At 40.2% G+C, this 13,270-nt stretch carries 10 protein-coding genes; 6 read left to right on the top strand and 4 right to left on the bottom strand.

All coding sequences use genetic code 11. The features are described 5' to 3' along the window. Positions 1-259 precede the first annotated feature (259 nt). The 4 genes from BST86_RS10065 (at position 260) to trxA (ending at position 6,400) form a co-directional block, all read left to right on the top strand. Positions 260-706, top strand: a complete 447-nt coding sequence (locus BST86_RS10065; protein WP_105983140.1) for a ferritin-like domain-containing protein — start codon at positions 260-262, stop codon at positions 704-706. A 263-nt stretch (positions 707-969) separates the two neighbouring features. Continuing rightward, a complete protein-coding gene (locus tag BST86_RS10060; protein ID WP_105983139.1) occupies positions 970-1,416 on the top strand; it encodes a ferritin-like domain-containing protein in 447 nt (148 codons plus the stop codon). Between the two features lie 214 nt (positions 1,417-1,630). Next, positions 1,631-5,983 (top strand): DNA polymerase III subunit alpha, encoded by a 4,353-nt coding sequence (gene dnaE / locus BST86_RS10055; protein WP_105983138.1) that lies wholly within the window; start codon positions 1,631-1,633, stop codon positions 5,981-5,983. A 99-nt stretch (positions 5,984-6,082) separates the two neighbouring features. Continuing rightward, on the top strand, positions 6,083-6,400 hold the full coding sequence (trxA, locus tag BST86_RS10050) for a thioredoxin (RefSeq protein ID WP_055411095.1): 318 nt from the start codon (positions 6,083-6,085) through the stop codon (positions 6,398-6,400). A 186-nt stretch (positions 6,401-6,586) separates the two neighbouring features. Here trxA and BST86_RS10045 read toward each other — a convergent pair whose 3' ends face one another. Continuing rightward, positions 6,587-7,093 (bottom strand): hypothetical protein, encoded by a 507-nt coding sequence (locus BST86_RS10045; protein WP_105983137.1) that lies wholly within the window; start codon positions 7,091-7,093, stop codon positions 6,587-6,589. A 116-nt stretch (positions 7,094-7,209) separates the two neighbouring features. Then, positions 7,210-7,569 carry a hypothetical protein gene (locus BST86_RS10040; RefSeq protein WP_146126754.1) on the bottom strand — a complete coding sequence of 120 codons (360 nt, stop codon included), beginning with the start codon at positions 7,567-7,569 and terminating at the stop codon, positions 7,210-7,212. Positions 7,570-7,872: 303 nt separating this feature from the next. Between BST86_RS10040 and BST86_RS10035 the strand changes: the two genes are divergently transcribed. Then, the gene (locus BST86_RS10035; RefSeq protein WP_105983135.1) at positions 7,873-8,865 is read left to right on the top strand and encodes an NADP-dependent oxidoreductase; all 993 of its coding nucleotides are present in this window, start codon (positions 7,873-7,875) and stop codon (positions 8,863-8,865) included. A 149-nt stretch (positions 8,866-9,014) separates the two neighbouring features. Further along, positions 9,015-9,944: a DUF58 domain-containing protein gene (locus tag BST86_RS10030; RefSeq protein ID WP_105983134.1), complete on the top strand. Its 930-nt coding sequence runs from the start codon at positions 9,015-9,017 to the stop codon at positions 9,942-9,944. 55 nt (positions 9,945-9,999) lie between these two features. Here BST86_RS10030 and BST86_RS10025 read toward each other — a convergent pair whose 3' ends face one another. Then, entirely contained in the window at positions 10,000-10,239 is a 240-nt protein-coding gene (locus BST86_RS10025; RefSeq protein WP_055411090.1) for a hypothetical protein, read from the bottom strand. A gap of 231 nt (positions 10,240-10,470) precedes the next feature. After that, a complete protein-coding gene (locus tag BST86_RS10020; protein ID WP_105983133.1) occupies positions 10,471-13,230 on the bottom strand; it encodes an alpha-amylase family glycosyl hydrolase in 2,760 nt (919 codons plus the stop codon). Between the last annotated feature and the right edge of the window lie 40 nt (positions 13,231-13,270).

Here is a 13,270-nt window from a genome sequence, read left to right as displayed (position 1 = left end):
TGCTTTTTACAAATCAGGAATGAAAAACTTGAAACAGAAAAACCGTGTTTTTTGAGTCGTTTTTGTGTCAGTTTCTATTGATAGGAATTATCATGTCGCTCTCAAACGTACACCGTTAATATCTTAACGTATTTGAATAGTTGCTTTACACAATCGTTAATAGCGGCCTAAACTTAAGCCAAACCAATCCCAAACGACGTACGAAACAACCCACATAGCAGTAAATTAGAGTCATAATTAATCACTTAAAACAACTATCATGAGCTATACAGATGAAGTAGGAAAAAAATTAAACGCATTATTGGAAAAGAACTATGATGCAGAAGCTGGTTACAAACTGGCTAAAGAGAAAGTAGAAAACTCTGCTTTAAAGAATTTCTTTGACCAGCAGCAAAAGTCACGTTATGATTTTGGTCATGATTTGAAAGCCGAGTTGAAGAGCTTTGGACAGGAACCTGATAAAGGAACCAGTCTAGCAGGTGATGCACACCGTGCATGGATGAATATCAAATCCACATTTTCTGCAAACAGTGCAGACAGTATTCTTGAAGAAGCCATACGCGGTGAGAAGTCTGCAGTGGAAGAGTACAATGAGATTATCAACGATAGTACATTACCTCCATCTACAAAAAGTGTGTTGACCAAGCACCGTGATAATATCCAGACCGCTCTAACTAATGTAAAGGCAATGGAGAAAACTTGGTAACAAGTTAAGCGACGTCTTTTTAAAGACACGCTAATCAAATCCCAACAGGTGTTGGTTTTGACCAATTACTCTTGGGATTTTTTGTGTTTCGGAATATCGCAGCAGTGTGCTCGTTAATTAAATTAACAGAGTCAGGTAATTAGGTCTTCTAACGTTAAGTCGATGGTAAGATTAAATTAAAGTATTGGTAATCGGTGTTTTTTTTAAGGTGTTATGTTGTTATATTATAGTATTACGAATTACAAACCATACAAACTAATATTATGAATTACACAGACAAGATAGGAAACAAATTAAATGAGTTATTGGAAAAAAACTATGATGCCGAAGCTGGTTATAAGCTGGCCAAAGACAAAGTAGAAGATTCCAGATTGAAAAGTTTTTTTGATACACAACAAAAGGAACGTTATGATTTTGGACATCAATTAAAAGCCGAGATGAAAACATGGGGACAAGAACCTGATAAAGGAGCCAGTATTAAAGGTGATTTACACCGCACATGGATGAATATCAAATCCACATTTTCTAATGATAATGAAGAGGCCATTTTAGAAGAGGCCATACGAGGCGAGAAAAAAGCGGTTGAAGAGTATAATGAGATTATCAACGATACGACCTTACCAATTTCCACAAAAAATATATTGACCAATCATAGAAACCGTATTCAAGAAACCTTGAAAACGATCAATATGTTGGAAGCAGCTCACTAGAATTTAAGTGAACTACTCTACAAATTTAGATCCCATCTCAATTGTGAGATGGGATTTTTTATTGTGTATAAATCAAGCATACTTGTGGATAAGTGATCTGATTAGAAACAAGCATTTGAACTATATTTAAACTTCCCGAATTTTTCAATTTCGATAATTCAAAATACAGATAATCAGTTATTTGTAAATCACCGTTCAAACGCCACACAGCCTTATGTACTTAATATTTGATACTGAAACCACTGGATTACCTAAACGTTGGGATGCGCCTTATACAGATGTTGACAACTGGCCACGAGTGGTGCAAATCGCCTGGCAGTTGCATGACGATATGGGCAACATGGTGGACCATCAGGATTACCTGATCCAGCCCGATGGTTATGATATTCCCTACGATTCAGAGCGCATCCACGGTATCTCTACCGCGCTAGCTCAAAAGGAAGGAAAACCATTGCTGGAAGTGCTGGAGAAATTCAACAATGCGCTGGCGATGACCAACTTTGTCGTGGGACAAAATCTACAGTTTGACCTTAACGTGACCGGTGCAGAGTTCATCCGTGCGCAAATGGAGAACAACCTGCAGGAAATCCCGGTGCTGGACACCTGTACAGAGCATACCGCGCAGCTTTGTCAGATTCCTGGTGGACGCGGCGGTAAGTTCAAGCTGCCCACGTTGACAGAGCTTCACGAGTTTCTTTTTAAAGAACCCTTCGGCGAGGCACACAACGCCACGGCAGACGTAGAGGCCACTACTCGCTGTTTCTTTGAACTGGTAAGACTGCAGCAATACACGGTGGCACAATTAAAGCAGGATGCAGATTATTTAGTTCGCTTTCGCGAAAGCAACCCAACCACCATCCAACCTGCAGGTATCCCGCATACCAACCTAAAAGAGGCATCGGCTAGACTGGTCTCCAACGATGAGCCGGAAATCTCAAAAGCAGAGATCAAGGAGAATCTGGATGAATTGAGCAGTGCGCCTTTTGCTCATTTGCACAACCACAGTCAGTTTTCCATACTACAATCCACGGCAAGTGTTCAGGATCTGGTACAGGCAGCAGCGGCAAACGATATGCCTGCCGTGGCCATGACAGACCATGCAAACATGATGGGCGCCTTTCATTTTGTACGTGCGGTAAAAGCCCATAATGCCAGTCTTGCTGGTGATCCAGACACACACCTCAAACCCATCAAGCCTATTATAGGTTGTGAGTTTCAGGTTTGTGAGGACATGAACGATAAGTCGGTCAAAGACAACGGCTACCAGATCGTCATGCTCGCCAAAAACAAAAATGGGTATCACAATCTCGCCAAAATGGCGAGTAAGGCCTATACAGAAGGATTTTACTACGTGCCACGTATTGATAAAAAATTGGTGGAACAGTATAAAGATGATCTTATCGTCCTGACGGGAAATTTATATGGTGAAGTACCATCCAAAATTCTTAATGTAGGAGAAAAGCAGGCCGAAGAGGCATTGCTGTGGTGGAAGGAACATTTTGGCGATGATCTCTATGTAGAAATAATGCGTCACGATCAAGAAGATGAGCAACGTTGTAACCAGGTCTTGCTCGAGCTGGCTTCAAAACACGAGGTAAAAATTGTTGCTACCAACAATACCTATTACATCGATAAGGCAGATGCTAATGCGCATGATATTTTATTGTGTGTCAAGGATAATGAAAAGCAGGCAACGCCTATAGGTCGCGGTCGCGGCTACCGTTATGGATTGCCTAACCAAGAGTACTACTTCAAATCCAGCGATGAAATGAAGCAGCTTTTCAAGGATTTACCAGATGCGATCTTAAATGTTCAGGAAGTTATTGATAAGGTAGAAGCTTATGAACTTGCCCGTGACGTATTATTGCCGGCCTTCCAAATTCCTGAAGAATTTGTTGATCCAGACGATGCGGTGAACAAAACCAAAAATGGTGAAAACGCCTATTTAAGGCACTTGACCTATGAAGGTGCTAAGCTGCGTTATGGAGAAGATTTTAGTGATGAGATACGTGAGCGACTGGATTTTGAGCTTGAGGTCATCAAAAATACCGGTTACCCAGGTTATTTCTTGATCACATGGGACTTTATCAAAGCCGCGCGTGAGATGGATGTTGCTGTTGGCCCAGGTCGCGGATCTGCTGCTGGTAGTGCCGTAGCCTATTGTTTGAAGATTACTAATGTGGATCCTATCCACTACGATCTACTTTTTGAGAGGTTCCTGAATCCGGATCGTGTATCCATGCCAGATATTGATATTGACTTTGATGATGAGAATCGGTATAAAGTCATGGATTATGTTATCGAGAAATATGGTGCCTCACAAGTTGCACAGATCATTACTTATGGAACCATGGCGGCAAAGTCATCCATAAGGGATTGTGCCAGAGCTCTGGATTTACCACTTCAAGATGCCGATCGCGTTGCTAAATTGATTCCGGATTTTGCAAAACTCAAGAAGATATTTGCACTCGAGGACAATGAAATTAGTGGGAAATTTAGAGGTGATGATGCAGACATGGTTAGGGAATTGCGCGAGCTGGCCGAAGGTGATGATCCAGTAGGCGAGATGTTGAAGCAAGCTAGAATCCTGGAAGGATCTGTAAGGAATACAGGAGTTCATGCCTGTGGTGTGATCATTACACCAGATGATTTGACCAACTTTGTTCCTGTTGCCACAGCAAAGAATTCAGATCTATATGTGACCCAGTTTGACAATGAAGTCGTGGAAAGTGCCGGGTTGTTGAAAATGGACTTTCTGGGCTTGAAAACCTTGAGTCAAATCAAGGATACAGTGGCCATCATTAAGGAGCGACATGGCATCTCATTGGATATAGAATCGATACCTCTGGATGATGATAAAACGTATGAGCTGTTCCAGCGTGGTGAAACCACCGCAATATTTCAATATGAAAGTGTTGGGATGCAAAAATACATGCGTGAACTCAAACCTACCCAGTTTGCCGACCTTATTGCCATGAACGCATTGTATCGTCCAGGTCCATTGGAATACATTCCAGAATTTATTGACCGCAAACATGGCCGTAAAGAAATAAGCTATGATCTAGATGCAATGGAAGAATACCTCAAGGAAACTTATGGTATTACCGTGTATCAAGAGCAGGTAATGCTACTATCCCAAAAGCTGGCCAACTTCTCTAAAGGTGATGCAGACGTTTTGAGAAAAGCCATGGGTAAAAAGCAAATGGCAACCCTGCAAAAAATGAAACCTCAGTTTCTGGATGCAGGAGAAAGCAATGGTCATGATAGAACCATTTTGGAAAAAGTATGGAAAGACTGGGAAGCATTTGCATCTTATGCCTTTAACAAATCGCACTCGACTTGTTATGCTTGGATTGCTTATCAAACAGCCTACTTAAAAGCTAATTATCCGGCAGAGTTCATGGCGGCCACGTTGTCCAACAACATGAACCAGATCAAGGACGTCACTAAGTTTATGGATGAATGTCGTCGCATGGGACTGGAAGTATTAGGACCGGATGTGAATGAATCCAATTATAAATTTACGGTAAACCCTAAAGGAGCCATACGTTTTGGAATGGGCGCTGTCAAAGGTTTGGGATATAATGCCGTCATGACCATTATTGAGAACAGATCAGAAAAGCCTTATATCAGCATATTTGATATGGCAAAACGTATCGATCTACGAGCAGCCAATAAAAAATCCTTTGAAGCACTCGCCTTGAGTGGTGGTTTTGATGGACTCAATGGAGAGAATAGAGCACAATACTTTCACGAGGCAGATAACGGCCAGATGTTCCTGGAACAAGTAGTAAAGTATGCCCAGAAGTTCCAAGAGAATGAGAACAGCGCGCAAGTAAGTCTCTTTGGTGAGGCTAGCGACGTACAGATTCCTGAGCCACAATTACCTGTCTGTGAGGATTGGGGCACCATGGAAAAACTAAAGCGCGAGAAAGAAGTTGTTGGGATCTACATTTCTGGTCACCCGCTAGATGATTACAAAAAGGAAATCGACTTCTTCTGTAACTCTAACTTGTCGGCGCTTAATGATCTTGAATCACTCGTCAATAAAGAACTCAGCTTTTGCGGTGTGATTTCAGAGTGCAAACATCTTGTGAGCCGGGCAAACAAGCCATTTGGTAGTTTTATTCTTGAAGATTACAACGATAGTTATGAGTTTAGACTATTTGGTGAAGAATACTTGAAGTTTAGACACTTTCTGGTTCCCAATACATTCTTGTATGCTAAAATCAAGATCCAGCAAGGCTGGATGGATAAGAACACGGGTAAACCGCGAGATCCTAGAATCCAGTTCACCCACATGCAACAATTGCAGGATGTCATGGCCACCAGTGCAAAATCCTTGATCATAGAATTTCACGTGACAGAGCTTATGGAAAAACGCGTGGAGCTGCTCAAGGAAGTATTGGAAAAACATAAAGGCGATCACAAGTTGCACTTCAACCTCAAGGATCATGAGGAGAAAATATCACTGGATATGTCCAGTAGGTTGCACAAGGTAAATGTCAATGCAGAGCTACTTTCCATGCTGGACGAGGCAGAGATAAGTTATGGTGTCAAAGGATAATCACATAATAACATACTTATATAAGTAACTCTAATATAGGTTTAAGAAAACTGGCGCGAGTTTTGCCTAAATTTGTAAATAATTAATAATATAGAAATCATGGCATTAGAGATAACAGATGCAAATTTTGAAGAAACAGTCCTTAAAAGTGACAAACCTGTTTTGGTTGACTTTTGGGCAGCATGGTGTGGACCATGTCGTATGGTAGGTCCTATCATTGATGAAGTTTCTACTGAATATACAGACAAAGCCGTTGTGGGTAAACTAGATGTTGATGCAAATCAAGAGTTTGCAGCAAAATATGGTGTACGTAACATACCAACAGTTTTGGTATTCCAAAATGGAGAAGTGGTAGGTCGTCAAGTAGGAGTTGCTCCTAAGAATGCCTACACAGACGCATTAGACGCACTTTTGTAGAAGTTTCTGCATAACAATAAAAAACCCGTTTTGTTTTTTTCAAAACGGGCTTTTTTATGCAATATCAATTAGGATATCTTTCTTAATCGCCTGCCTATCGCAAGACAGGAAAAGAAAATATAAACCATGTCTTTCATCAAGCGACGGAGCTAATCGATTGCAGACATTAATCAGACAATAGAACAGTTAAGCCGCTCTTTTCACACTAGCGCCAGCACGCAATTGAGTGGTGATGATCGTTTTCCACTTTTCTACGCGTTGCACTTCATAATCCTCTGCGTCATTGTCGTCCAGATTGTAGAAGTTCAATAATTGAGAAGTTCCATTATTAAGATGGATTTGAAGGTCCAATCTTTCCAAAACAGCATTGGCTTTATTCCCTTTTCTATGTTCAATCACCAGACAGTTTTTGACATGAGCCAAGTTTAATGTCTGAACCGTATCTTGAGATACAGCGTTTTCAGCAGTTGCAGACTTTAGAAACATCAAGACCTTTTGCTGTGTGTCGATCCCGATGTATTTATGGTTCCAGCGCTCGTCTTGATTGATTTGCAGGTTGTTTTCTAAAACCACTTTTCTGATTTTTAATGCTATTTTTTTGGTCTCGCTAGTTCCTGCGCTGATAAATAGGTAATAGGGAATAGCAACTAAGCCTACAACGATAAGGCTCACGATAATGAATGAATGATCCATTTGATATAATTTAAAATTGATATTTTTTGAAAACGACTCTCTTACATGCTCGAAGTACGGCATAGAGAATCTAGGAAAGTCTTAACCTTCCAAAGGATGACCTAGTAAGTCCTAAATCAGGGAAAAAGATGAAAAGGGAAACCTATGCGATGACTGTCAAGCCTCAATTCTATACGGCTTGCATAGATAAGATAGGAGCCTAGTATGGCACAGTCTAGACCTAAGCTAGATTTGCCATTAGTAGGTTCTAAAAATATAGGATTAGGGAACGATCTTAAAAAGGTAGAAAGCGTACTGCTTTCCACGCTTTTTTCAATGTCACCTAGCAGATGCTGATAGTGGTTGTTATCGCTTAAACTCTCGCCAGCGCCTTGCTCGCTAGCGACAATAATAGGACTGACCGTGACTGTAGATGCGAGCGCCAGCGCATTGCTGCCTAACAACATCATCAGGATAAGAACTCTAAGCCCTATCATTTTAAGCCTTCTAATTATCCATCAAACGTAATACATTCCTGCGTTAATCTGGAGTTAAAAACAAGGGCAACGCGCATTTACTTTTCGACGTTTTTTTCATTCTAATTTCACTCAAGTTCTATATCAAAGCCGAATATTTCAATGTAAATGAGCAGCTTTTAATTTGTATCGCTTTCGCGAAAGCGAACTATCATCAAGCATTGTTCATCTATACATCATTTTTAACGTACGTCGTGACAAGTTTAAGACCGTTCTAAGAATGGCGAATAGGGTAAGTCTTAACTTCATAAAAAAGCGAAGACGATGAAAACAATACTTTTAAAAAATAGACCGAAGGGAAAACCACAAACATCTGATTTTGAATTTACAGAATCTGAAAAGCCTGTCCCACAGGATGGTGAGGTATTGCTGGAGACAAAATATGTGTCGGTAGATCCTTATTTACGAGGACGCATGCGCGATGAGAAGTCCTATATAGAGCCTTTTAAATTGAATGAGCCGGTGGAATCTGCTGTGGTAGCTGAGGTTGTGGAAAGTAAAAACGAGAAATTCAAAAAAGGCGACTTTCTAACGGGAATGCTACAGTGGAAGGAATTTCAAACCAATACAGGCAAAGGATTGCGTAAGGTCGATAAAGACAAGGCATCGTTAAGTGCTTATCTGGGTGTTTTAGGTTTGACGGGTTTGACCGCATACTTTGGCCTCAAGAGAATAGGAGAGCTTAAGGATGGTGAAACTTTACTTGTTTCTGGTGCTGCCGGCGCTGTAGGTACCGTAGTTGGGCAAATTGGAAAAATAATGGGATGCACCGTTGTAGGAATTGCAGGAACTGATGAAAAGGTCACCATGCTTACCGACGAATACGGATTTGACGCAGCCATCAATTATTCCAAAACCGATGATATGACAGCTGCCATCAAAAAGGCCGCGCCTGATGGTATTGATGTCTATTTTGACAATGTAGGTAGCTATACGCTGGATGCCGCCATGAATAACATCAACCGATTTGGTAGAGTCGTAAATTGCGGAGCCATCTCGCTTTACAATGAAACCGAGCAGCCCACGGGACCGCGATTGGAAACCACTATTGTTAAGAAGAGTATCAAGATGCAAGGATTTATCGTGCGCAATTTTGAAGAAGATTTTCAGGAAGGAATACAGCAATTGGGAAGCTGGCTGCAAGAAGGAAAATTAAAGCACGAAGAGACTATCGTCGATGGTTTTGAAAAGATACCTCAGGCATTTATCGATCTTTTTGATGGGAAAAACAAAGGTAAAATGGTAGTGAAAGTCTAGTGGCAAAAACAAAAGAGCCATGTAGGTTTTCAATATCTACCGACAAAGGGATTTGCATGGCCTATGAAGTTTTTCTACCGTAAAGCTAAACATCGAAAGATCCTCATTTTGAATACTGAATACTGAAAACTGCTTCTTATCTTCACTACATGGATCTTCAAAAAGAACTGAATAAAACATCCGGATTTAAAAACCTCGCCTTGCTCGCCAGTCAGATCGTAGAAGGTTACATAAGTGGTATGCATAAATCGCCTTTTCATGGCTTTAGTGCAGAGTTTGCCGAACATAAGATCTATAACCAAGGTGAAAGTACCAGACACATCGACTGGAAACTTTATGCTAAGACCGACAAATACTACACTAAAAAATATGATGAAGAAACCAATCTAAGGTGTCACCTGATTGTTGATAATAGTGCTTCCATGCATTATCCTGAAGTAAAAAAGCAGGAGTTGGGAAGTTTGAATAAAATAGGATACGCAACCCTTGCAGCAGCAAGTATTATGAATCTGCTCAAGAAGCAACGCGATGCGGTTGGCTTGAGCGTTTATTCTGATTCATATGAGTACTATGCACCAGAAAAGGGTAGTGATCGTCACCATGCTATGTTGTTGGATCAGCTCAACTCCATAAGCGTGGAAAAGGGCACCCGAAAATCCACAGATACTTATACCTATCTACACGAGATTGCTGAAAACATTAAAAGAAGATCCCTAATCATTCTTTTCACGGACATGTTTCAAAATGATAGGCAGGAAGAAGAGCTTTTTGAGGCCTTGCGACACTTGAAATACAATAAGCATGACGTTGTATTATTCCACACCTACGATAGCGATACCGAAGTTGATTTTGATTTTGAAAACAGACCTACTCGTTTTATTGATGTTGAGTCTGGAGATCACATCAATGTTTATGCAGATAATGTGAAACAAAGCTATAAAGAAGCAGTAGGTCTTTATTTTGAGCAGCTCAGAATCAGGTGCGGTCAGTATAGGATCAAATATATACCTGTCGACATTCAAAAAGACTTCAATGTGATTTTGACCACATTTTTATTGGAGCGTCAACTTTTCAAATAAAAAAACCGATTTGCTGGGAAGCAAATCGGTTTTATCGTCTAGGGCATCTTAGGGATTAAGAGTTGTCGTCTGTTTTGATTTTTTCAACGTTACCATTATCATCATATTTGATTTTGGTTTCGCTTCCATCATTGTTTTCAATTTTGACTTTGTCTTCTTTAACTTCGACATTGTCTCCATTATCAATCATTTCCTGAGCAGTTTCCTCAGTAGTCATTTCTTCATTTTCTCTACAAGAAGCAAAGGATACAACCATTGCAGCTGCGATAAAAGTTACTTTTAAAAGAGTTTTCATTTCGTTTTGATTTAGGCTGTAAAAGTATATGATTCAGTTATTTGTACATCATAAATAAAACAAAAAACCTGTCTTATAGAAGACAGGTTTTGTAACCGTAATTTGTTGAAAAGAGTAAAGGTTACTTGTTTGATAAACGCTACGTTTAGGGATTATAACGTTTACATGCCGATAAAAATAATGACTATATCGCTTACCGCAAACAAACCCTTTAGAAACGATGCAATAACATTAGTTTTTAATCAATTTTATCGACGAACGGTTATTCTCTAGGTCAAACGCATCAATAATATACATTCCAGTAACCAGACTGGAGATATCGTATCGAGCCTGCATTTTATCAAAGATTTTTACGGTCTGTCCTGTGATAGATCTTACTATCACTTTCTTAACAGGCACATTGAATTCAAATGTGTCTTGAGTAGGATTAGGATACAGCTGTATGTTAGATACCGTTCTTGTGGTATCGCCACTGCTTGCTGTGGTATTGATCTCCTTGCTGGTAAAGATTTTATAACCACCAGCAGGAATACTTACGGTCGCATTTTGGTTGGTCACGTTAGAGCTGGTTCCTTCAAAGTAATCGTACCAAGTTCCCGTTTTAGTATACTTAGGAGCGATCTGCTTAGGCATTACGTCAAAGTTTGCTAGCACGATAGCATCAAACTCTGGGCCTCGTAATTCAATGCGCTTTACTAGGCCTCCACTTAATTCCAAAACGTTGTTCGTACTGTTGAAGGTCTCTGAATATTTCACTTTTAGCTTGATCATTTCGCTGGTCTTCTCATACAAATCCAATCGCTGTGCATCAGATGCATAGCCATTAGTAAAAGGAACAGGTTTTCTATCGGTACGACAAGTAGTACAAGTTGGGTTTGAAGCACTAGCATTAATAGAAATGTCATAGCCCAATTCTCCAAATTGCCATAGCATTTTAGGTCCTGGAATACTGTACTGAATGGCAGCAATGGCTTCTTGTCTGTCTAATGCTACGGGCAAACTGCGAACTTGATAGTTCGAGAAGGCATTGTTACCGTTTCTTAAGGTTTCGTACATGATGCGTTCTTCATCATGACTCTCTGCATAAGAAACTAGGTGCTGCTCATTGAATCCACGAGATGTGAAATAAGCCCTTTGTAAGCTTGAATTGCTGGAGTAACCTAAAGAGTTCTGCTTGTATTCTTCACTCATTTTCCCCCATAACATAAATCCAGAATCTGCTAATATCTTCTCTTCTTCGTTATCAGATAGGTGTTCCAGAATGAGGTAGATGTCATCATCATTGTTTGCTAGCAGGAAAGACTTATACTCATTTAAAATAGCGATTCTGGAATCATCACGACGTCCCCAAGCGCCAACATCATTGCCGGTGTTAGTTTGCGTGAAACCCTTAGAAAGATCAAACCTAAATCCGTCAAACTTATACTCATCTAGAAAATATTGCATGGTTTGCTTAACGTATTGTTTGGTCCATGGACTTTCATGATTGAAGTCTGTACCTACATTAAATGGGTGTCTTGCATTTTGATTAAGATATGGGTTGGTTGGTCCAGCATTAAAGCCGCCGCCATCTGGCCACATCTGTACCAATGGACTTTGTCCAAAAGAATGGTTGTAAACCACATCTACAATAGCTGCAATACCATTAGCATGTAACAGATCAATCAATTCCTTCAATTTTGCTGGCGGTCCGTACGCTTTGTCTAGTGCACCATGAAACTTAGGATTATAACCCCAACTATCATTGCCTTCAAACTCGTTGAGAGGCATGAACTCTACGGCATTTACCCCTAAGTCCACGATATAATCAATGTTGTCAATGATGGATTGATAACTATCATCTTCTGAAAAGTCACGCACCAGTAATTCATAAATCACTAAGTTTTCATTATCAGGTCTTTGAAAATCAGTGACTGTCCAGTTGTAGGGTGTGGCTTGATAAGTGTACAAAGTCACGTCATTTACCGTTAATCCCGTGGGATATTCTGGAAGGTTGGGATAATTACTATCGCTAATAAAGGAATCATTAAATGGATCCAAGATCAACGTGCTAAAAGGGTCTGCTATTCTAATATCATAGTCGATTAGATATTGGTACTGAAAAGAAGTGTTTGCAGTAAAGTTGTCTGCAGGCACCGTAATCCAAAAATAGTCTCCATCTTTATTCATCTGGAAGTCCGTATTCAAATCCCAGTTGGTAAAGCTACCTATAAGAACCGCATCACTTTTGAGTGGTGCTGCAAGTAAAAACGTCACACTTCCATCTGCATTTTCATTAACTCCATTTTTTAGACCAGTAGGTCTTGGTTTATTTACCGTTTCATTAGGTACAAATACGCTAATAGAATTGGTCGCTGTTTCACTTGCAGTCGTGGCAGCGAACTCAATAGTGTAGTTTCCAGTGGCAGGAAAAGTATAGGAGCTAGAAATGGATGTTCCAGTTACCGCAGCAATCTGGTTACCGTTAACACTCAATGTTAGGTCTGCTGATTGAGAACTCTCTGCGGTTATGGTGGTAGATTGATTGACCTCAAAAATAGTATTTCTCTCTGGTGAGGTAATCAAGGCATTCAAACCTGGTTCAAAAACAGGCAAAAAGATATCTGGCCTTGTCTGGCGTGAGCCATTGGAATTTCTTACCACCAAGAAAATCTCTGTTACAACATCACCTTGCTGGACGTTATAAAACTCATTAATACTTGGGGTAATATCAAGTTCGTAGGTATTTGCACCGGTCTTTGTGAATTTAGGTGCGCCATTATTTTCAAAAAAATCGTCCACTATAATATTCTGGAACTTTTCTCCATTGATGGTGAGCCCAGTATAAGCATATAAGTCTGTAGTAGAGTTTTCAAGTTCCGTTCCTACCGCATTGAACACTAGCTTCACAGCGTCTGTCTGGGTTGGTGTCGCTGGAACTGTTGTTACTGGTGATTGCGCTTTGGCGAAAGCGAACACCAATAGAGCAGTGAGTAAAATTCTAAATTTCATATTGTTTTTTTAAGAGTTAAGCAAAAAAAAGGGCTGCGAA

The sequence above is a fragment of the Nonlabens agnitus genome, assembly GCF_002994045.1.
GTDB lineage: Bacteria > Bacteroidota > Bacteroidia > Flavobacteriales > Flavobacteriaceae > Nonlabens > Nonlabens agnitus.
Note: the sequence above shows the minus strand (reverse complement) of the source record. Positions and strands in the feature narration are given on the sequence as shown.